Origin of the sequence: Salmonella sp. SJTUF15581, from assembly GCF_043356775.1 — a bacterium.
Taxonomy (GTDB): domain Bacteria; phylum Pseudomonadota; class Gammaproteobacteria; order Enterobacterales; family Enterobacteriaceae; genus Salmonella; species Salmonella enterica.
Map to the genome: position 1 here is coordinate 189,390 of NZ_JBEUJY010000006.1, position 21,446 is coordinate 210,835.

Genomic DNA, 21,446 nt, shown 5'->3' on the forward strand with positions numbered 1-21,446 from the left:
CAACAATCCGCCTGCGGCTAAGTTAAGGGATATCTCATGCGTACAGAATATTGCGGACAGCTACGTCTGTCCCACGTGGGGCAGCAGGTGACTCTGTGTGGTTGGGTCAACCGTCGTCGTGATCTTGGCAGCCTGATCTTTATCGATATGCGCGACCGCGAAGGTATTGTGCAGGTGTTCTTCGATCCGGATCGTGCGGACGCGTTAAAGCTGGCCTCTGAACTGCGTAATGAGTTCTGCATTCAGGTTACGGGCACCGTGCGTGCGCGTGACGCGAAAAACGTCAATGCGGATATGGCGACCGGCGAAATTGAAGTGCTGGCGTCCTCTCTCACTATCATCAACCGCGCAGACTCACTGCCGCTTGACGCTAACCACGTTAATACCGAAGAGGCGCGTCTCAAGTACCGCTATCTGGATTTGCGTCGTCCGGAAATGGCGCAGCGCCTGAAAACCCGCGCCAAAATTACCAGCCTGGTGCGTCGTTTTATGGACGATCACGGTTTCCTTGATATTGAAACGCCGATGCTGACCAAAGCCACGCCGGAAGGCGCGCGCGACTATCTGGTGCCTTCGCGCGTGCACAAAGGTAAATTCTACGCGCTGCCGCAGTCGCCGCAGCTGTTCAAACAGCTCCTGATGATGTCCGGTTTCGACCGCTACTATCAGATCGTAAAATGCTTCCGTGATGAAGACTTACGTGCTGACCGTCAGCCGGAGTTTACTCAGATCGACGTCGAGACCTCCTTCATGACCGCGCCACAAGTGCGCGAAGTGATGGAAGCGCTGGTGCGCCATTTGTGGCTGGAAGTGAAAGGCGTGGATCTGGGGGATTTCCCGGTCATGACGTTTGCCGAAGCGGAACGTCGCTACGGTTCCGACAAGCCAGACCTGCGTAACCCGATGGAACTGGTAGATGTCGCTGACCTGCTGAAATCGGTAGAGTTCGCGGTCTTCGCGGGCCCGGCTAACGATCCGAAAGGCCGCGTGGCAGCGCTGCGTGTGCCTGGCGGCGCACAGCTTAGCCGTAAGCAGATCGACGATTACGGTAACTTTGTTAAGATCTACGGCGCGAAAGGCCTGGCATATATCAAAGTTAACGAGCGCGCGAAAGGTCTGGACGGGATTAACAGTCCGGTGGCCAAGTTCCTGACCGCCGACATTGTCGACGCTATCCTTGAACGTACCGGCGCGCAGGACGGCGACATGATCTTCTTCGGCGCAGATAACAAAAAAGTGGTTGCCGATGCGCTGGGCGCGCTGCGTCTGAAACTGGGCAAAGACCTGAGCCTGACCGACGAAGACAAATGGGCGCCGCTGTGGGTGATTGACTTCCCGATGTTCGAAGACGACGGCGAAGGCGGTCTGACCGCGATGCACCATCCGTTCACCGCCCCGCGTGACATGACGGCGTCTGAACTGAAAACTGCGCCGGAAGAAGCCGTCGCTAACGCTTACGATATGGTGATTAACGGCTATGAAGTGGGCGGCGGTTCGGTGCGTATTCACAACGGTGAAATGCAGCAAACCGTATTTGGTATTCTCGGTATCAATGAGCAGGAGCAGCGCGAGAAGTTCGGCTTCCTGTTGGATGCGTTGAAATACGGTACGCCGCCGCATGCGGGCCTGGCGTTTGGTCTGGACCGTCTGACCATGCTGTTGACCGGCACCGACAATATTCGTGATGTTATCGCCTTCCCGAAAACGACCGCCGCCGCGTGTCTGATGACCGAAGCGCCGAGTTTCGCCAACCAGGCAGCGTTGACGGAGTTGGGGATTCAGGTTGTGAAGAAAGCCGAGAATAACTGATATGAACAATGTACACGACATCATTCGCGTGATATCGCGGCGGCCCGCAAGGGGGAGTCTCATCAATGCGCGGCGTCACCCAACAGCCAACAACGAGGTCGCGTGAAGGATAAAGTGTACAAGCGCCCCGTTTCGGTCCTGGTGGTTATTTTCGCGCAGGATACGAAACGGGTGCTAATGTTGCAGCGACGCGACGACCCGGATTTTTGGCAGTCAGTGACTGGCAGCATAGAAGAAGGGGAGACCGCGTTGCAGGCCGCCGTACGTGAAGTCAAAGAGGAGGTCACGATTGATGTTGCGGCAGAGCAACTGACCTTAATCGACTGCCAACGTACGGTGGAGTTTGAAATTTTTTCACATTTACGTCATCGCTATGCGCCGGGCGTCATGCACAATACAGAATTCTGGTTCTGCCTTGCGTTACCGCATGAGCGGCAAGTGATATTCACTGAACATCTGACGTACCAGTGGCTTGATGCGCCTGACGCGGCGGCGCTTACCAAGTCCTGGAGTAACCGGCAAGCGATTGAAGAGTTTGTCATTAACGTCGCCTGAAAAGGCGCGCTTTTTTTGAGGAAATATTTATGGCAGGTCATAGTAAATGGGCCAACACCAGACATCGTAAAGCTGCGCAGGATGCCAAGCGCGGTAAAATCTTCACTAAAATTATTCGTGAACTGGTAACGGCAGCTAAATTGGGCGGCGGCGATCCGGATGCCAACCCGCGTCTGCGCGCGGCCGTAGATAAAGCGCTGGCCAACAACATGACCCGCGACACTCTGAACCGTGCCATCGCTCGCGGTGTGGGTGGTGATGAAGACTCGAACATGGAAACCATCATCTATGAAGGTTATGGTCCTGGCGGCACGGCCATTATGATTGAGTGTCTGAGTGACAACCGTAACCGTACCGTAGCGGAAGTGCGTCATGCTTTCAGCAAGTGCGGTGGTAATCTGGGTACCGATGGCTCAGTGGCGTACCTGTTCAGTAAGAAAGGGGTCATCTCCTTTGAGAAAGGCGATGAAGACACCATCATGGAAGCCGCTCTGGAAGCTGGCGCGGAAGATGTTGTGACCTATGATGATGGCGCGATTGATGTTTACACTGCCTGGGAAGAGATGGGTAAAGTGCGTGACGCGCTGGAAGCGGCGGGTCTGAAAGCGGACAGCGCCGAAGTGTCCATGATCCCGTCAACCAAAGCGGATATGGATGCGGAAACCGCGCCGAAACTGCTACGTCTGATCGATATGCTGGAAGACTGTGACGATGTTCAGGAAGTCTACCATAACGGTGAGATCTCTGATGAGGTGGCGGCGACCCTGTAATGGTGCTGTTAAACGCCGGCGGGCAGGGGGTATAGCGTGTCGATTATTCTCGGTATTGACCCCGGCTCGCGCATTACCGGTTATGGCGTTATCCGCCAGGTAGGCAGACAACTGACCTATCTGGGCAGCGGATGTATTCGTACCAAAGTCGATGATTTGCCGTCTCGTTTGAAGCTCATATACGCAGGCGTGACGGAAATCATCACGCAGTTCCAGCCGGACTATTTTGCTATCGAACAGGTGTTTATGGCGAAGAACGCCGATTCAGCCCTCAAGCTGGGACAGGCGCGCGGCGTCGCGATTGTCGCCGCGGTCAATCAGGAACTGCCCGTGTTTGAATACGCGGCGCGTCAGGTGAAGCAAACCGTCGTCGGTATTGGTAGCGCGGAAAAAAGCCAGGTACAGCATATGGTTCGTACGTTGCTAAAGCTCCCCGCTAACCCGCAGGCCGATGCCGCAGATGCGCTGGCTATCGCCATTACGCATTGCCACGTTAGCCAGAACGCGATGCAAATGAGCGAGAGCCGACTCAATCTGGCGCGGGGAAGGTTGCGCTAAATCATTCTCCCTCAGCCTCGCGTTGAGGGGTTTCAATTCCACAGGCACTAATTAATTCTAAATTGGGATGTTGCCACAGGCTGGCTGGCGTCACCGTCTTACGATCCCACGGGATTGAACCTAAAAACCAGAACTTCCAGAAGGCGAGTTTCGCATCAGGATTGCTGTGAAGTAATTCTTCGAATGTCTCAATATCGCCTACCGGAATACACAATGCTTCTTTATAGATATCAAACACAAATTTCGAGCAGAACTGGCGCGATGACTCATATTTAAACCCCGTGTGATAAAACTTATTCAGCCGGGCGGGAACCTGCTCCATGATGGCGAGTTTCTGTTCGACCGTCAGACCGCCGCACAGGCGACGAACGGCGTAACGTTGTCCGGCTGAACGTTGTATAAACAGTGACAGCGTGGTGACGGTTGAGAGGGGGACGCGACTTTCCGCCACCAGATAGTCATCACCATTATGACCAATAATAATCCCAACATGGTTGCTCCAGCACTGTGAAGCGGTGGATATCTGGCCGAAAAGCGCGGCACTTATACAGGTAAAGACGATATCCCCGGTTTCATATTGGACAGAATAATGTTTTTTCATCTCTGCATTCCATTATTTGAAATAAATTCCTTTTATTTATTCTACAGGGTAGTTAGCATTATACCAGATAAATGACAAGCCTTAGTGTCATCGAAATATGTATGGTGAATATTTCATTCATTGGAATTAATGTCGCAAATATATTTGGGGGAGAATTAAGGTGGTAAATTTCTCATCATCTGATCTCTCATATTGACAGGGAGTATGACGTGGTTGATGATAAACCAATGAGAATAGGTTGGGTATTTTATTTTTCTTATATTTTTGTTGCTATTATCTTTCATCTGTTTATTAGTTTTTGTTATTGTTTGAGTATTGATATGGCAGAGGCTAATACTGTTGTTTTTTTATTAAAGCCAGGGACGATTTCATTATTATTTTTGCTTCTCCCTGCCAGGCGGTTCAGAACCAGACTGTTGGCAACATTGAGTTCAGTTTTCATTACCTTAGTATTTAACCAGTGGCATTTGGTTGCCGGGAATAAAAAACTGGTATTGTGCGTGCAGGCAGCGTGCTTTATGGCTTTCCTGGCTATGACATCGGTAAAAAAATCCGGGTGGATGATTAGCGCATCATTATTTTTGATTTGTGCGGCCGGAACGATTCGCCAGTGCTGGCTGGAACAGCTGTTTAACGCTGCCGATATATATATCGTTGATGATGGGCGGAGCTGTGGCGCCAGCGGCCACTGCTTCCAGTATATTGCAGCAAAAGGCCGTGGGTTAGCAGCAAAACGACAGGCACTTTTTAGTAGCGAAGAGTATGTGAATATTTATTATAGTTATTCAGAAGGGATGCCAGCCGTGAATTTCGATGGCATGAAAAATGAGTTTGTACAATATTTATTGTGTCATGGCGAATTAAAATCTGTTGCGCGCGACGATAAAACAACATGCGATTAAATTCAGCGCTAGTGGTTAATATTATTAAATCTATTCTCGGGTCTGTTTTTGGGAGGCCCGATGTTCCGCTGTTGGCATTCGTACTGGATACATTATTAGTGTTATCAGGATACTCATTATTGAAGACTACCGAACGTGCGCCACGGCATGTTGGCAAAAAGTTATTCGCGTAGGACGCAAAAAGTTGTCAATGAGTGTACGACTTATTTTGTACGCAGCGGGGAGCGTACCCGTCGTTAACCATCGCGGGTTGTCGGAGTAGAGAAATATCGGGATACGTGTTTTTCATCTGGATAAACATCCAGTCTTTTTTTATGATAGTGCATTATCTTTTCAGCCCTTTACGCAGGAGCGTCATGTGATAGGCAGACTCAGAGGCATTATTCTCGAAAAACAACCCCCGATCGTGCTGCTGGAGACAGGGGGCGTAGGCTATGAAGTACATATGCCTATGACCTGCTTTTACGAGCTGCCGGAGGCCGGGCAGGAGGCAATCGTCTTCACCCACTTTGTGGTGCGTGAAGATGCGCAGTTGCTGTACGGATTCAACAATAAGCAAGAGCGCACGCTATTTAAAGAGCTAATTAAAACGAATGGCGTCGGGCCTAAGCTGGCGCTGGCGATCCTCTCCGGCATGTCGGCGCAGCAGTTTGTGAATGCGGTTGAGCGCGAAGAGCTTGGCGCACTGGTGAAGCTGCCGGGTATCGGCAAGAAAACCGCCGAAAGGCTGATTGTCGAAATGAAAGACCGCTTTAAAGGGCTACATGGCGATCTCTTTACGCCAGCGGTCGATCTGGTATTGACATCGCCGGCCAGCCCAACCTCGGAAGATGCAGAACAAGAAGCAGTTGCTGCGCTGGTGGCGCTGGGTTATAAACCGCAAGAAGCCAGTCGGATGGTAAGCAAGATCGCCCGTCCGGATGCAAGCAGTGAAACACTGATTCGCGACGCGTTACGCGCCGCGTTATGAGGTAAAGGATGATAGAAGCAGATCGCCTGATTTCAGCAGGCGCCACGATCGCAGAAGACGTCGCCGATCGCGCCATTCGCCCGAAGCTATTGGCGGAATATGTCGGCCAACCGCAGGTGCGCTCCCAGATGGAGATCTTTATTCAGGCGGCAAAACTGCGTGGCGACGCACTAGATCACTTGCTGATTTTCGGCCCGCCAGGGTTAGGTAAAACGACTCTGGCGAATATCGTTGCCAATGAAATGGGCGTCAATCTCCGAACCACGTCCGGCCCGGTGCTGGAAAAAGCAGGCGATCTGGCGGCTATGCTCACCAATCTTGAACCGCATGATGTGCTGTTTATTGATGAGATTCACCGGCTTTCACCGGTGGTGGAAGAGGTACTCTATCCGGCGATGGAAGATTACCAGCTGGATATTATGATTGGCGAAGGGCCTGCCGCACGTTCAATTAAGATCGATCTGCCGCCGTTTACGCTCATTGGCGCGACGACGCGAGCAGGTTCGCTGACCTCGCCGCTACGCGACCGTTTTGGTATTGTGCAGCGCCTGGAGTTCTACCAGGTGCCCGATCTGCAGCACATCGTCGGGCGCAGCGCAAGGCACATGGGGCTTGAGATGAGCGATGACGGCGCGCTGGAAGTGGCGCGTCGGGCGCGCGGTACGCCGCGTATAGCCAACCGCCTGCTCAGACGTGTGCGTGATTTCGCCGAGGTGAAGCATGACGGGGCTATTTCAGCGGAAATTGCCGCGCAGGCGCTGGATATGCTGAACGTCGATGCGGAAGGGTTTGATTATATGGATCGCAAGCTGCTGCTGGCGGTTATTGATAAATTCTTCGGTGGCCCGGTGGGACTGGATAATCTGGCGGCGGCGATTGGCGAAGAGCGTGAAACCATTGAGGATGTGCTGGAGCCGTATCTGATTCAGCAAGGCTTTTTGCAGCGCACGCCGCGTGGGCGTATGGCAACGGTGCGCGCCTGGAACCATTTCGGGATCACGCCGCCAGAGATGCCTTAGCGCCTGAAGTCGCTGCGCTCATCAGACCTGGGCGATTTTGTAGGCCCGGTAAGCGCAGCGTCACCGGGCAACACACGCTTAGCTTGCCTGCTTTTTCATCATACTGAAGATAAACAGCAGCGCGGCACACAGCACTACGGATGGCCCTGCTGGGGTATCATATAAGGCTGAGAAGGTCAGTCCACCTGTAACCGCTATCATACCTACACCAACGGCGACGCCCGCCATCTGTTCCGGCGTACGGGCAAAGCGACGCGCGGTTGCGGCGGGGATAATCAGCAGCGACGTAATGATCAGCGCTCCGACAAACTTCATCGCTACGCCGATAGTTAACGCCGTTACCAGCATCAATAGCAGCTTCACGCGCTGTAACTTCACGCCATCGACAAAGGCAAGATCCGGACTGATAGTCATTGACAGCAAGTTGCGCCACTGCCAGAAGAGAATGGCCAGCACAATAACGACCCCAATAGCGATCGAGATAAGATCTTCCGGCGTGACGGCCAGCAAATCGCCAAACAGATAAGCCATTAAATCAACGCGGACGTTGGACATCAGGCTGACCACGACCAGTCCTAAAGATAAGGCGCTGTGCGCCATAATGCCCAGTAAGGTATCAATCGCGAGGTGAGGACGCTTCTCCAGCCATACCAGACCGGCGGCCAGCAGCAGCGTAACGGCGATTACCGCATAAAAGGGGTTAACGTCCAGCAACAGGCCAAACGCCACGCCCAGAAGCGACGCGTGAGCCAGCGTATCGCCAAAATAGGACATCCGACGCCAGACCACAAATGAGCCCAAAGGACCAGCGGCGCACGCCAGCATCATCCCGGCCAGCCAGCCGGGCAGTAATAATTCAATCATGAGTGACCATTTCCCCGGCGCAGTACAATACGACCCTGTAAATCGTGGCGATGATTATGATGATGGCGATAAATCCCTAATTGCTCCGCGCCTCGCGGGCCAAACATAGAGATAAATTCCGGATGCATAGACACCACTTCCGGCGCGCCGGAACAGCAAATATGATGGTTCAGGCATAACACTTCATCCGTCTTTGCCATGACCAGATGTAGATCATGTGACACCATCAACACGGCGCAATCGAGTTCGCGACGCAGCTGATCGATAAGGTCGTATAACGCGACCTGGCCGTTGACATCCACGCCTTGCGTCGGCTCATCAAGTACCAGCAACTGCGGCCTGTTAAGCAGAGCACGCGCCAGCAGTACGCGCTGTGTCTCGCCGCCGGAGAGTTTTTGCATGGGCGCGTCAATCAAATGTCCGGCCTGAACGCGTTTAAGCGCCGGGAGAATATCCGTTTTTTGCGTGCCGGGACGTAAACGTAAAAATCGGTTTACCGTCAGCGGAAGCGTGGTATCGAGATAGAGCTTTTGCGGGACATAGCCGATACGGAGTTGCCCGTTGCGCTTGATCACCCCTTCATCAGGGGCTACCAGTCCTAAAACCACGCGTACAAGCGTTGACTTCCCCGCGCCGTTAGGGCCGAGAAGCGTTAAAATTTTTCCGGGGCTCAATTCAAGCGACACGTCAGAGAGGACGCGGCGTTGACCAAATGAGACCGAGACGTTTTCCAGTGAAACTAAACTTGTCATGTTAATTTTAGGCTTGCAGAAGTGATAGAATGTTATAATATCACATTTCACACATTCATTACGATGATTAGTCGCATTATGTTACAGAAAAATACGCTTCTTTTCGCAGCATTATCCGCCGCGCTTTGGGGGAGTGCAACCCAGGCTGCCGACGCCGCCGTTGTCGCTTCGCTTAAACCACTTGGGTTTATCGCTTCCGCCATTGCTGATGGCGTTACGGATACGCAAGTATTACTTCCGGATGGGGCATCCGAGCATGATTATTCATTGCGTCCATCAGACGTAAAACGCTTACAGGGCGCGGACTTAGTCGTCTGGGTTGGCCCGGAAATGGAAGCCTTTATGGAGAAGTCGGTCAGGAATATCCCTGATAATAAGCAGGTTACCATTGCGCAACTTGCCGATGTAAAACCGTTACTCATGAAGGGCGCGGATGATGATGAGGATGAACATGCGCATACGGGCGCCGATGAGGAAAAAGGTGACGTACATCACCATCACGGCGAATATAACATGCATCTTTGGCTCTCCCCAGAGATAGCGCGGGCTACAGCGGTTGCAATCCATGAAAAATTAGTGGAACTTATGCCGCAAAGTCGAGCCAAACTCGACGCCAACCTGAAGGATTTTGAGGCACAATTAGCCGCAACCGATAAACAGGTCGGTAACGAGCTCGCGCCGCTCAAGGGGAAAGGGTATTTCGTTTTTCATGACGCCTACGGTTACTACGAAAAACACTACGGACTCACCCCGCTCGGTCACTTTACCGTGAACCCTGAGATACAACCTGGCGCGCAGCGTTTACATGAAATAAGAACACAGTTGGTTGAGCAAAAAGCAACCTGCGTTTTTGCTGAGCCACAATTCAGGCCAGCGGTCGTGGAAGCCGTGGCGAGAGGGACATCCGTTCGAATGGGAACACTGGACCCCCTCGGGACGAACATTAAACTGGGTAAAACAAGCTATTCAGCGTTTTTAAGCCAATTAGCCAACCAGTATGCGAGCTGCCTGAAAGGAGATTAACGAGGAAGTGAATACGTGCAACAGATAGCCCGCTCTGTCGCCCTGGCATTTAATAATCTGCCCCGACCCCACCGCGTTATGCTGGGGTCACTTACCGTTCTGACACTGGCCGTCGCCGTATGGCGGCCCTATGTTTACCACCCAGAATCCGCACCAATCGTTAAAACTATTGAACTGGAGAAAAGCGAGATTCGTTCCCTCTTACCGGAGGCCAGCGAACCCATCGATCAGGCCGCGCAGGAAGATGAAGCTATTCCTCAGGATGAGCTGGACGATAAAACCGCAGGCGAAGTCGGCGTCCATGAATACGTCGTCTCCACAGGCGATACGTTAAGCAGCATTCTGAATCAGTACGGCATCGATATGAGCGATATTAGCCGACTTGCCGCTTCTGATAAGGAGCTGCGCAATCTGAAAATTGGCCAACAGCTTTCCTGGACACTGACCGCCGATGGCGATTTACAGCGTCTGACATGGGAAGTCTCCCGCCGTGAAACGCGTACCTACGATCGCACTGCCAACGGTTTTAAAATGAGCAGTGAAATGCAGCAGGGGGACTGGGTTAACAGTCTGCTGAAAGGTACGGTAGGGGGTAGCTTTGTCGCCAGCGCGAAAGAGGCCGGTTTAACCAGCAGCGAAATCAGCGCAGTGATAAAAGCCATGCAGTGGCAGATGGATTTTCGGAAGCTGAAAAAGGGCGATGAATTTTCGGTTCTGATGTCGCGCGAGATGCTGGATGGCAAGCGTGAACAGAGTCAGTTGTTGGGCGTGCGGATGCGTTCCGATGGTAAAGATTACTACGCCATTCGCGCCGCTGACGGTAAATTCTATGACCGTAATGGGGTTGGCCTGGCGAAAGGCTTTTTACGCTTCCCGACCGCCAAACAGTTCCGCATCTCCTCCAACTTCAATCCGCGTCGTCTGAACCCGGTTACCGGACGCGTTGCGCCGCATCGTGGCGTTGACTTTGCGATGCCGCAGGGTACGCCGGTGCTGTCGGTGGGGGATGGCGAGGTCGTGGTCGCTAAACGTAGCGGCGCTGCCGGTTACTACATTGCGATTCGTCATGGACGCACCTACACCACACGTTACATGCACTTGCGTAAGCTGCTGGTGAAACCGGGGCAAAAAGTGAAACGTGGCGATCGTATTGCGCTTTCTGGTAACACCGGGCGTTCCACAGGGCCGCATCTGCATTATGAGGTATGGATCAACCAGCAAGCCGTTAACCCTCTGACAGCAAAATTGCCGCGTACGGAAGGTCTGACGGGGTCAGATCGTCGTGAATACCTGGCACAGGTGAAAGAGGTTCTGCCGCAACTGCGCTTCGATTAACAAATGCGCTGACAGAGCCGGTACGCGATGTGTGCCGGCTTTTTTGTTTTGTGTGAGACGCAGACGTCGCTACACTATTCACAATTCCTTTTCGCGTCAGCAGACCCTGGAAAAGCATGGAAACCAAAAAAAATAATAGTGAGTATATCCCTGAATTCGAAAAATCCTTTCGCTATCCGCAGTATTGGGGCGCCTGGTTGGGCGCTGCGGCAATGGCGGGGATCGCACTAACACCGGCATCATTCCGCGACCCTTTGCTGGCGACGCTGGGGCGTTTTGCCGGACGGCTGGGGAAGAGTTCTCGTCGCCGGGCGCTAATTAATCTGTCGTTGTGCTTTCCGCAGCGTAGCGAAGCTGAGCGCGAAGCGATTGTCGATGAGATGTTCGCCACCGCGCCACAGGCAATGGCGATGATGGCTGAGTTGGCGATGCGCGGTCCGAAAAAAATCCAACAGCGTGTTGACTGGGAAGGTCTGGAAATCATTGAGGAGATGCGTCGTAACGACGAAAAAGTCATTTTTCTCGTACCGCATGGTTGGGGCGTCGACATTCCAGCCATGCTGATGGCCTCTCAGGGGCAAAAAATGGCGGCGATGTTTCATAATCAGGGTAATCCGGTTTTTGACTATATCTGGAACACAGTGCGTCGGCGTTTCGGCGGACGTTTGCATGCGCGTAATGACGGGATTAAACCCTTTATTCAGTCTGTTCGTCAGGGCTACTGGGGCTACTACCTGCCGGACCAGGATCACGGCCCGGAGCATAGTGAATTCGTTGATTTCTTTGCGACATACAAAGCGACGCTGCCTGCGATTGGTCGGCTGATGAAAGTGTGCCGCGCACGCGTGATACCGCTTTTCCCGGTGTATAATGGTAAAACGCATCGCCTGACTATCCAGATTCGCCCGCCAATGGACGATCTGCTCACGGCTGACGATCACACAATCGCCAGACGGATGAACGAAGAGGTCGAAATTTTTGTCGGCCCGCATCCGGAACAGTACACCTGGATCCTGAAGCTGCTCAAAACCCGCAAGCCAGGCGAGATTCAGCCGTATAAGCGTAAAGATCTTTATCCCATCAAATAAATAAAGCCTCTCGTAAGAGAGGCTTTATGCTGACAAACCCTGTACTACCTGATGAACAGGCGTGGAGGAGTTTTACTCAACGGTCAAAATACGCGTGGTATTGGTTGAACCGACGGTGCTCATGACATCGCCCTGAGTCACGATAACCAGGTCGCCGGAAACCAGATACCCTTTATCGCGCAGCAGATTAACAGCTTCATGCGCCGCGACAACGCCATCAGCCGCGCTATCAAAATGCACTGGCGTTACTCCGCGGTAGAGCGCGGTCAGGTTCAGCGTGCGTTCATGGCGCGACATGGCGAAAATCGGCAGGCCGGAGCTGATACGGGAAGTCATTAGCGCGGTACGACCGGATTCCGTCATGGTGATGATCGCGGTAACACCTTTCAGATGGTTTGCCGCATACATCGCAGACATGGCAATGGCTTCTTCAACGTTGTCGAACTGCACGTCGAGACGGTGTTTAGACACATTGATGCTGGGGATTTTTTCTGCGCCCAGGCAGACGCGCGCCATTGCGGCAACGGTTTCAGAAGGATACTGACCGGCTGCGGTTTCGGCAGACAGCATAACCGCATCCGTGCCATCCAGGACGGCGTTCGCCACGTCCATCACTTCCGCACGGGTCGGCATCGGGTTGGTGATCATCGACTCCATCATCTGCGTTGCGGTGATGACTGCGCGGTTTAGCTGACGCGCACGGCGAATCAGCGCCTTCTGGATACCAACCAGCTCCGGATCGCCGATTTCAACGCCCAGGTCGCCACGTGCGACCATCACAACGTCAGAGGCCAGAATGATATCGTCCATGGCGTTTTGATCGCATACCGCTTCGGCGCGTTCGACCTTAGCCACAATTTTCGCGTCGCAGCCGGCGTCGCGCGCCAGGCGGCGTGCATAGTTCAGATCTTCGCCGCAGCGCGGGAAGGATACGGCCAGATAGTCAACGCCTATCAGCGCAGCGGTTTGAATATCGGCTTTATCTTTTTCGGTCAGCGCTTCAGCAGAAAGTCCGCCGCCGAGCTTGTTAATGCCTTTATTGTTAGACAGCGGGCCGCCGACGGTGACCTCGGTAAAGACTTTCATGCCCTGGACTTCAAGCACTTTCAACTGCACTCGACCATCGTCAAGCAGCAGGATATCGCCAGGAACGACGTCTGCCGGCAACCCTTTGTAATCAATGCCGACTTTTTCTTTATCGCCTTCGCCTTTACCCAGGTTAGCGTCTAACAGAAATTTATCCCCGATATTGAGGAACACTTTGCCTTCTTTAAAAGTGGAAACGCGAATTTTTGGCCCTTGCAGGTCGCCTAAAATAGCCACATGACGCCCCAATTTGGCGGCAATCTCACGGACTTTATCAGCACGCATTTTATGATCTTCCGGCGAGCCGTGAGAGAAGTTCATACGTACGACGTTTGCGCCCGCGGCGATAACCTTCTCAAGGTTGTTATCGCGGTCAGTTGCCGGGCCTAACGTGGTAACGATTTTGGTTCTGCGAAGCCTTCTGGACATGTAATACTCCGTTGACTAAAACAACTTGGTGTTGCGTGAACATTGATCCGGTCGTTCCGAAACCTTAACGGTATAAAATGAACGTCCCCGGATGACGAAAAGGGTAGAACATTGTTATTGCTTTTAGCGGTCATCACTCTTGATGAGTAATTCTTTATCAAAACGCGATTCCTTGAGCGCTTCCTTGACACGCTTCAAGTTATCTCTGAATTTTGCCCCGCGACGCAAAGTAAATCCCGTTGCCAGCACATCTATCACGGTCAGCTGAGCAAGTCGAGAGACCATGGGCATATAAATGTCTGTATCTTCCGGTACGTCGAGGGTAATGGCCAGCGTGGCTTCGCGCGCCAGCGGCGTTCCAGCGGAGGTCAGGGCGATCACCATCGCATCGTTTTCCCGCGCCAACTGCGCCAGTTCCACCAGGCTCTTGGTTCTGCCAGTATGCGAAATGAGCACGACGACGTCATCATCGTTACAATTCATACAGCTCATCCGTTGCAGCACGATATCGTCGGAGTAAATCACCGGCACATTGAAGCGAAAAAACTTATTCATGGCGTCATGCGCGACTGCGGCGGAGGAACCAAGACCAAAAAAGGCGATTTTTTTTGCCTGGGTCAGTAAATCGACGGCGCGGTTGACGGCCGATTTATCCAGCGACTGACGAACATGGTCGAGACTGGCCATGGCGGACTCGAAGATTTTTCCTGTATAGGCCTCAACACTGTCATCTTCATCCACATTGCGATTAACATAGGGGGTGCCATTTGCCAGACTTTGCGCCAGATGCAGTTTAAAATCAGGAAAGCCGCGGGTATTCATGCTGCGACAGAAACGGTTCACCGTTGGCTCGCTAACGTTAGCTTCCTGGGCCAGCATGGCAATGCTTAAGTGAATCGATCTGCCTGGGGCGGCCAGAATAACATCGGCGACTTTTCGTTCAGATTTGCTTAAATGTTCCAGTTGAGACTGGACTTTTTCCAGCATATTCATGATTAGCAAGGCTCATGGGTATTAGCGATTTCAATGATGCGCGAAACCGAGCGCGTTTTGTTAGATATTACTCCTGGCGGCTGTCAAAGGGGGCAAAATGGCTAAAAAAGGTGTCGTTTTTTTTCATTACATGACCGACGTCGGATTTTAAGTTCCAGCTTGTGTGGAAAAGCGACAATTTTATTAGGCGTTTTGCCGATTATATTGCCAATCAAACGCCGGTTCACCCATGAAAAGGCGTTTACGGTTTCCGTAATCTCGTAAAAGCAGTACAGTGCTGTGTAATAAAATTACAACGATATCCTGGCTAAAGTACCAGGAGATTAACTGAGGAGAATGACATGGCGGTAACGCAAACAGCCCAGGCATGTGACCTGGTCATTTTCGGCGCGAAAGGCGACCTGGCGCGCCGGAAACTGCTGCCTTCCCTGTATCAGCTTGAGAAAGCCGGCCAGATCCATCCGGATACCCGTATCATTGGGGTGGGGCGCGCGGACTGGGATAAAGAAGCTTATACCCACGTCGTGCGTGAGGCGCTGGAAACCTTCATGAAGGAAAAAATTGATGAAGGCTTGTGGGATACGCTGAGCGGCCGTCTGGATTTTTGTAATCTTGACGTTAACGATACGCCTGCGTTTAGTCGCCTGGGCGATATGCTGGATCAAAAAAACCGCACCACCATTAACTATTTTGCGATGCCGCCCAGCACCTTTGGCGCTATTTGCAAAGGGTTAGGAGAGGCTAAACTCAACGCCAAACCGGCGCGCGTCGTGATGGAAAAACCGTTGGGTACTTCGCTGGCGACCTCGCGTGAGATTAACGATCGGGTCGGCGAATACTTTGAAGAATGCCAGGTATATCGTATCGACCACTATCTGGGTAAAGAAACGGTTCTCAACCTGCTGGCGCTGCGTTTTGCCAACTCGTTATTCGTTAATAACTGGGATAACCGCACTATCGATCACGTTGAGATTACCGTAGCGGAAGAGGTGGGGATTGAAGGGCGCTGGGGATACTTTGACCAGGCCGGTCAGATGCGCGATATGATCCAGAACCACTTGCTACAAATTCTCTGCATGATTGCCATGTCACCGCCGTCTGACCTGAGCGCCGACAGTATTCGCGATGAAAAAGTCAAAGTGTTGAAATCGCTGCGCCGTATTGATCGCTCCAACGTGCGTGAAAAAACGGTTCGTGGTCAATACACCGCGGGCTTTGCGCAGGGTCAAAAGGTGCCGGGCTATCTGGAAGAAGAGGGCGCGAATAAAAGCAGCAACACCGAAACGTTCGTCGCGATCCGCGTCGACATCGATAACTGGCGTTGGGCGGGCGTGCCATTCTATCTGCGTACCGGCAAGCGTCTGCCAACCAAGTGCTCTGAAGTCGTGGTTTATTTCAAGACGCCTGAACTGAATCTCTTTAAAGAGTCCTGGCAAGACCTGCCGCAGAACAAATTGACGATTCGCCTGCAGCCGGATGAAGGCGTAGATATTCAGGTGCTTAACAAAGTACCGGGGCTGGATCATAAGCATAATCTGCAGATCACGAAGCTTGATCTGAGCTACTCCGAGACCTTTAATCAGACGCACCTGGCGGATGCATATGAGCGCCTGCTGCTGGAAACGATGCGTGGCATTCAGGCGCTGTTTGTCCGCCGTGACGAAGTGGAAGAAGCCTGGAAGTGGGTGGACTCCATTACCGAAGCATGGGCGATGGACAACGACGCGCCGAAGCCGTATCAGGCGGGCACCTGGGGACCGGTAGCGTCCGTGGCGATGATTACCCGTGACGGTCGTTCGTGGAATGAGTTTGAGTAAATTTGCCACTCACTCTTAGGTGGTATTTTACCGGTAACATGATCTAACACAGATTGTAGAATCATTTTTGCACTTTTAAGCCTCGTGTGGATTCACCTGCGAGGCTTTTTTTATTACACTGCCTGAAACGATTTTGCCCCATTATCACCGGACATCATGTATTTCACTGTCTTTCCACATTGATGAAACGCATGGTAAACCCGGTAGCCGGACAGATAAATTTCAGGAGCCTCTATGAATCCTAATTTGTTACGCGTAACACAGCGTATTGTCGAACGCTCGCAGCAGACCCGAGAAGCCTATCTTGCCCGCATTGAGCAGGCGAAAACCGCCACGGTCCACCGATCTCAACTGGCCTGCGGCAACCTGGCGCATGGCTTCGCCGCCTGTCAGCCAGAGGACAAAGCCTCGCTGAAAAGTATGTTGCGCAATAATATCGCCATTATTACCTCCTACAATGACATGCTCTCTGCGCATCAACCGTATGAACATTATCCGCAGATTATTCGTCAGGCCCTGCATTCCGTGAATGCGGTAGGTCAGGTCGCAGGCGGCGTACCGGCAATGTGCGATGGCGTTACGCAAGGGCAGGATGGCATGGAGTTGTCATTACTCAGCCGCGAAGTGATAGCGATGTCGGCAGCAGTAGGCCTCTCTCACAATATGTTTGACGGCGCGTTATTCCTCGGCGTATGCGACAAAATCGTTCCGGGGCTGGCGATGGCCGCGCTCTCTTTTGGTCATTTACCCGCGATTTTTGTTCCGTCAGGCCCGATGGCGAGCGGCCTGCCGAATAAAGAAAAAGTCCGTATTCGTCAGCTATATGCGGAAGGAAAAGTAGACAGAATGGCGCTGCTGGAGTCAGAAGCCGCCTCTTACCATGCGCCGGGCACCTGTACATTTTACGGCACCGCCAACACCAACCAGATGGTGGTGGAGTTTATGGGAATGCAGTTGCCGGGTTCTTCGTTTGTGCATCCGGATGCGCCGCTGCGCGAGGCATTGACTGCCGCTGCCGCACGTCAGGTAACACGTCTTACCGGCAACGGCAATACGTGGATGCCGCTCGGTAAAATGATCGACGAAAAAGTCGTGGTGAACGGCATTGTCGCGCTGCTGGCTACCGGCGGTTCCACCAACCACACCATGCATCTGGTTGCAATGGCGCGCGCGGCGGGCATTCTGATCAACTGGGATGACTTCTCGGATTTGTCGGAAGTGGTTCCGTTGATGGCGCGTCTGTACCCGAACGGTCCGGCGGACATTAACCACTTCCAGGCGGCGGGCGGCGTACCGGTATTGATGCGTGAGCTGCTCAATGCCGGATTGCTGCACGAAGACGTTAATACTGTCGCAGGCTTCGGCCTGAAACGCTATACGCTGGAGCCCTGGCTCAACAACGGCGAGCTGGACTGGCGTGAAGGCGCGGAAAGGTCACTGGATAACGATGTCATTGCCTCTTTTGATAAGCCGTTCTCTCCTCACGGCGGTACTAAGGTGCTAAGCGGTAATCTGGGGCGCGCAGTAATGAAGACGTCTGCGGTACCGGTTGAAAACCAGATCATTGAAGCGCCTGCCATGGTATTTGAAAGTCAGCATGATGTGCTGCCTGCGTTTGACGCGGGCCTGCTTGACCGGGATTGTGTCGTTGTCGTGCGTCATCAGGGACCAAAAGCGAATGGAATGCCAGAATTACATAAACTCATGCCGCCACTTGGTGTATTATTGGACCGCCGTTTCAAAATCGCGTTAGTTACTGATGGACGACTTTCAGGCGCTTCGGGTAAAGTGCCTTCAGCTATCCACGTAACGCCGGAAGCCTACGATGGCGGCTTACTGGCAAAAGTGCGCGATGGCGACATCATTCGCGTGAATGGGCAGACAGGTGAGTTAACTCTGCTGGTCGACGAGGCGGAACTTGCCGCTCGTCAGCCTCATATTCCGGACCTGAGCGCGTCGCGCGTCGGAACAGGGCGTGAGTTGTTTGGCGCGCTGCGCGAAAAGCTGTCGGGTGCGGAGCAGGGCGCAACCTGTATCACTTTTTAAGATGACACACTAGTAATCAGGCGAGAGAAGAATTCCGATGAAAAACTGGAAAACAAGTGCAGAAGCAATCCTGACCACCGGCCCGGTTGTCCCGGTCATTGTAGTCAATAAACTGGAGCACGCGGTGCCGATGGCTAAAGCGCTGGTGGCCGGGGGCGTTCGCGTTCTGGAAGTGACTTTACGTACGGCCTGCGCGATGGATGCTATTCGCGCTATCGCTAAAGACGTGCCGGAAGCGATTGTCGGCGCCGGAACCGTTCTCAATCCGCAGCAGTTGGCGGAGGTGACGGAAGCGGGCGCGCAGTTTGCGATTAGCCCGGGACTGACTGAGCCACTGCTGAAAGCCGCGACGGCAGGCACTATCCCATTGATTCCCGGTATTAGCACCGTTTCTGAACTGATGTTGGGCATGGACTATGGTCTGAAAGAGTTCAAATTCTTCCCGGCGGAAGCGAATGGCGGCACTAAAGCGTTGCAGGCGATTGCCGGCCCGTTCTCTCAGGTACGTTTCTGCCCAACTGGCGGCATCTCTCCGGCAAACTATCGTGACTATCTGGCGCTGAAAAGCGTGTTGTGCATCGGCGGTTCCTGGCTGGTGCCGGCCGACGCGCTGGAAGCGGGTGATTACGATCGCATCACCAAACTGGCGCGCGAAGCGGTAGAAGGCGCAAAGCAGTAAACAGTTAAATGCCCGATGGCGCTTGCTTATCGGGCTTACGAGTGGCGATCAGGCAGGTCTGATAAAAATGCGCTAACGTCGCCATCAGGCGATGGCGCATTAGCCTTTTACCGTCACGCGGCTGGCGGCCTTTTTCGCTCTTATCACCGCTTCTTCAACGTTTTCACCTGTCGCTAACGCTACACCAAGACGACGGCTGCCGTCGATCTCAGGCTTACCAAACAGCCGTACCTGCACTCCGGCTCCTACCGCCGCGTGTACATTATCAAACGTCACATTTCGACTGGTAAGCTGCGGCAGAATCACGGCCGAGGCAGCGGGACCATACTGGCGAATAGCGCCTACGGGCATTCCCAGAAAGGCGCGCACATGCAGCGCAAACTCAGAGAGATCCTGAGAAATCAACGTGACCATTCCGGTATCGTGCGGACGAGGGGAGACTTCGCTGAAAATGACTTCATCGCCACAGACGAAGAGTTCAACGCCGAACAGACCATGACCGCCTAACGCCAGTACCACATGACGAGCAATCTCTTGCGCCCGCTTCAGCGCCAGTTCGCTCATCTGCTGTGGCTGCCAGGATTCGCGATAGTCGCCATCTTGCTGACGATGACCGACCGGCGCGCAGAAATGCACGCCATCGACGGCGCTAACGGTGAGCAGCGTAATTTCAAAATCAAATTTAACCACGCCTTCCACAATCACGCGACCCGCGCCAGCGCGTCCGCCCTGTTGAGCATACTCCCATGCCTGCGCGAGTTGTTCGGCCGAGCGGATAAAGCTCTGGCCTTTGCCGGAAGAGCTCATGACCGGTTTGACGATGCAAGGAAAACCCACTGCGGCTACCGCATCATGAAAACTGGCCTCACTGTCGGCAAAGCGATACGTCGATGTCGGCAGACCTAATTCTTCTGCGGCCAGGCGACGGATCCCTTCGCGGTTCATCGTGAGCTGCGTTGCACGGGCGCAAGGCACGACATTCAGCCCTTCGCCCTCCAGCTCGCGCAGCGTATCGGTGGCGATCGCTTCTATTTCCGGCACGATATAATGCGGTTTTTCCTCTGCAATCACATGACGTAGCGCTTCGCCGTCCAGCATATTAATGACGTGTGAACGGTGAGTCACATGCATGGCGGGAGCATCAGGATAGCGATCGACGGCGATAACCTCGATCCCCAGGCGTTGGCATTCAATCGCCACCTCTTTTCCTAATTCTCCTGCCCCTAATAACATCACCCGCGTTGCTGCCGGACGCAGCGCAGTGCCTAATAGCGTCATATTTCTGTCCCCTTATTTACCTGCGCGCAGTATATACGAAAACGTTTGCGCATGTCTTTTCGAATAGATTGCTTTTCTTGCCGCCTTGCAATATACTGTATATAAACACAGGTAAATAAGGGGCTGCAAAATGGCGGTTGAAGTTAAATACGTAGTCATTCGCGAGGGTGAGGAGAAGATGTCATTTACCAGTAAAAAGGAAGCCGACGCCTGGGACAAAATGCTCGATACTGCCGATCTTCTTGATACCTGGCTTGAGCAGTCGCCAGTCGTGCTGGAAGATGGGCAGCGCGAGGCGTTGTCGCTGTGGCTGGCGGAACATAAAGAGGTGTTAAGCACTATCCTCAAAACCGGTAAGTTGCCTTCTCCGCAGGCGGTTGAAAAGGACGCCGCGAGTAAAACGAAAAAGCAAGCCGCCTGAACCCACACTTGCGCTCCCGGCGTTTTGTACCATGCTTTTCCTGAATCATTGTGCTAAGGAGAAAAGTATGAATAAAAGAGGAGCGTTGTTGAGCCTGCTGTTGTTATCCGCCAGCGTATCGGCATTTGCGGCATCCACCGAGAGTAAATCGGTTAAGTTTCCGCAGTGCGAAGGGCTGGATGCCGCGGGGATTGCGGCAAGCGTGAAGCGCGACTACCAGCAAAATCGTATCGTGCGGTGGGCAGACGACCAAAAAAAGGTCGGGCAGGCTGACCCGGTCGCGTGGGTTAATGTGCAGGACGTTGTAGGTCAAAATGATAAATGGACAGTTCCGCTAACTGTTCGCGGTAAAAGCGCCGATATCCATTATCAGGTCATCGTTGATTGCAAAGCCGGCAAGGCGGAATATAAGCCCCGCTAGCAGCGTAATTTGCGCTTCTTTTGCCGGAAC

General features: G+C 53.1%; 21 protein-coding genes. 15 read left to right on the forward strand and 6 right to left on the reverse strand.

Features of this window, described 5'->3' with window-relative positions:
• The first annotated feature begins 36 nt into the window (after window positions 1–36).
• The 4 genes from aspS to ruvC all read left to right on the forward strand — a co-directional run bounded on the left by aspS (window position 37) and on the right by ruvC (window position 3,692).
• Complete coding sequence (gene aspS / locus ABVN36_RS13080; RefSeq protein ID WP_001258629.1) at window positions 37–1,809, forward strand: aspartate--tRNA ligase; 1,773 nt, start codon at window positions 37–39, stop codon at window positions 1,807–1,809.
• Between the two features lie 102 nt (window positions 1,810–1,911).
• Window positions 1,912–2,364, forward strand: coding sequence for a dihydroneopterin triphosphate diphosphatase (nudB, locus tag ABVN36_RS13085; RefSeq protein WP_000653693.1), 453 nt, complete (start codon window positions 1,912–1,914; stop codon window positions 2,362–2,364).
• Between the two features lie 29 nt (window positions 2,365–2,393).
• Complete coding sequence (locus ABVN36_RS13090) at window positions 2,394–3,134, forward strand: YebC/PmpR family DNA-binding transcriptional regulator (protein WP_000907242.1); 741 nt, start codon at window positions 2,394–2,396, stop codon at window positions 3,132–3,134.
• Between the two features lie 36 nt (window positions 3,135–3,170).
• Window positions 3,171–3,692 (forward strand): crossover junction endodeoxyribonuclease RuvC, encoded by a 522-nt coding sequence (ruvC, locus tag ABVN36_RS13095; protein WP_000022509.1) that lies wholly within the window; start codon window positions 3,171–3,173, stop codon window positions 3,690–3,692.
• 1 nt (window position 3,693) lies between these two features.
• Here ruvC and ABVN36_RS13100 read toward each other — a convergent pair whose 3' ends face one another.
• Window positions 3,694–4,293 carry a YebB family permuted papain-like enzyme gene (locus ABVN36_RS13100; protein ID WP_023137956.1) on the reverse strand — a complete coding sequence of 200 codons (600 nt, stop codon included), beginning with the start codon at window positions 4,291–4,293 and terminating at the stop codon, window positions 3,694–3,696.
• 209 nt (window positions 4,294–4,502) lie between these two features.
• Between ABVN36_RS13100 and ABVN36_RS13105 the strand changes: the two genes are divergently transcribed.
• From ABVN36_RS13105 to ruvB, 3 genes are all read left to right on the forward strand, one after another.
• On the forward strand, window positions 4,503–5,195 hold the full coding sequence (locus tag ABVN36_RS13105; protein ID WP_023137955.1) for a hypothetical protein: 693 nt from the start codon (window positions 4,503–4,505) through the stop codon (window positions 5,193–5,195).
• Window positions 5,196–5,553: 358 nt separating this feature from the next.
• Window positions 5,554–6,165 (forward strand): Holliday junction branch migration protein RuvA, encoded by a 612-nt coding sequence (ruvA, locus tag ABVN36_RS13110; protein ID WP_000580335.1) that lies wholly within the window; start codon window positions 5,554–5,556, stop codon window positions 6,163–6,165.
• 8 nt (window positions 6,166–6,173) lie between these two features.
• Window positions 6,174–7,184 carry a Holliday junction branch migration DNA helicase RuvB gene (ruvB, locus tag ABVN36_RS13115; RefSeq protein ID WP_000568504.1) on the forward strand — a complete coding sequence of 337 codons (1,011 nt, stop codon included), beginning with the start codon at window positions 6,174–6,176 and terminating at the stop codon, window positions 7,182–7,184.
• 78 nt (window positions 7,185–7,262) lie between these two features.
• Here ruvB and znuB read toward each other — a convergent pair whose 3' ends face one another.
• Window positions 7,263–8,048, reverse strand: coding sequence for a zinc ABC transporter permease subunit ZnuB (znuB, locus tag ABVN36_RS13120; RefSeq protein WP_000571512.1), 786 nt, complete (start codon window positions 8,046–8,048; stop codon window positions 7,263–7,265).
• A complete protein-coding gene (gene znuC, locus ABVN36_RS13125; protein WP_000203023.1) occupies window positions 8,045–8,800 on the reverse strand; it encodes a zinc ABC transporter ATP-binding protein ZnuC in 756 nt (251 codons plus the stop codon). Before znuC ends, znuB begins: the two co-directional genes overlap by 4 nt.
• A gap of 78 nt (window positions 8,801–8,878) precedes the next feature.
• On the opposite strand from znuC, the gene znuA reads away from it, so the two are divergent.
• The 3 genes from znuA to lpxM all read left to right on the forward strand — a co-directional run bounded on the left by znuA (window position 8,879) and on the right by lpxM (window position 12,246).
• Window positions 8,879–9,823, forward strand: coding sequence for a zinc ABC transporter substrate-binding protein ZnuA (gene znuA, locus ABVN36_RS13130; RefSeq protein WP_000939597.1), 945 nt, complete (start codon window positions 8,879–8,881; stop codon window positions 9,821–9,823).
• A gap of 15 nt (window positions 9,824–9,838) precedes the next feature.
• A complete protein-coding gene (gene mepM, locus ABVN36_RS13135; protein ID WP_001184028.1) occupies window positions 9,839–11,158 on the forward strand; it encodes a murein DD-endopeptidase MepM in 1,320 nt (439 codons plus the stop codon).
• 116 nt (window positions 11,159–11,274) lie between these two features.
• Window positions 11,275–12,246, forward strand: coding sequence for a lauroyl-Kdo(2)-lipid IV(A) myristoyltransferase (lpxM, locus tag ABVN36_RS13140; RefSeq protein ID WP_000448401.1), 972 nt, complete (start codon window positions 11,275–11,277; stop codon window positions 12,244–12,246).
• Between the two features lie 72 nt (window positions 12,247–12,318).
• Here the strand turns inward: lpxM and pyk are convergent, their stop codons facing one another.
• Window positions 12,319–13,761, reverse strand: a complete 1,443-nt coding sequence (pyk, locus tag ABVN36_RS13145; protein ID WP_000091156.1) for a pyruvate kinase — start codon at window positions 13,759–13,761, stop codon at window positions 12,319–12,321.
• A gap of 123 nt (window positions 13,762–13,884) precedes the next feature.
• Window positions 13,885–14,754 carry a MurR/RpiR family transcriptional regulator gene (locus tag ABVN36_RS13150; RefSeq protein WP_020898861.1) on the reverse strand — a complete coding sequence of 290 codons (870 nt, stop codon included), beginning with the start codon at window positions 14,752–14,754 and terminating at the stop codon, window positions 13,885–13,887.
• Between the two features lie 341 nt (window positions 14,755–15,095).
• On the opposite strand from ABVN36_RS13150, the gene zwf reads away from it, so the two are divergent.
• The 3 genes from zwf (at window position 15,096) to kdgA (ending at window position 19,296) form a co-directional block, all read left to right on the forward strand.
• A complete protein-coding gene (gene zwf, locus ABVN36_RS13155) occupies window positions 15,096–16,571 on the forward strand; it encodes a glucose-6-phosphate dehydrogenase (protein WP_000301711.1) in 1,476 nt (491 codons plus the stop codon).
• 234 nt (window positions 16,572–16,805) lie between these two features.
• On the forward strand, window positions 16,806–18,617 hold the full coding sequence (gene edd, locus ABVN36_RS13160) for a phosphogluconate dehydratase (RefSeq protein ID WP_001069113.1): 1,812 nt from the start codon (window positions 16,806–16,808) through the stop codon (window positions 18,615–18,617).
• A gap of 37 nt (window positions 18,618–18,654) precedes the next feature.
• Window positions 18,655–19,296, forward strand: coding sequence for a bifunctional 4-hydroxy-2-oxoglutarate aldolase/2-dehydro-3-deoxy-phosphogluconate aldolase (gene kdgA, locus ABVN36_RS13165; protein ID WP_000800494.1), 642 nt, complete (start codon window positions 18,655–18,657; stop codon window positions 19,294–19,296).
• Between the two features lie 99 nt (window positions 19,297–19,395).
• Here kdgA and purT read toward each other — a convergent pair whose 3' ends face one another.
• Complete coding sequence (purT, locus tag ABVN36_RS13170) at window positions 19,396–20,574, reverse strand: formate-dependent phosphoribosylglycinamide formyltransferase (protein WP_112324584.1); 1,179 nt, start codon at window positions 20,572–20,574, stop codon at window positions 19,396–19,398.
• A gap of 130 nt (window positions 20,575–20,704) precedes the next feature.
• On the opposite strand from purT, the gene yebG reads away from it, so the two are divergent.
• Both yebG and yebF read left to right on the forward strand, forming a co-directional pair.
• Window positions 20,705–20,995, forward strand: coding sequence for a DNA damage-inducible protein YebG (gene yebG / locus ABVN36_RS13175; protein ID WP_000257723.1), 291 nt, complete (start codon window positions 20,705–20,707; stop codon window positions 20,993–20,995).
• A gap of 67 nt (window positions 20,996–21,062) precedes the next feature.
• On the forward strand, window positions 21,063–21,416 hold the full coding sequence (yebF, locus tag ABVN36_RS13180) for a protein YebF (protein WP_001042123.1): 354 nt from the start codon (window positions 21,063–21,065) through the stop codon (window positions 21,414–21,416).
• The last annotated feature ends 30 nt before the right edge of the window (window positions 21,417–21,446 follow it).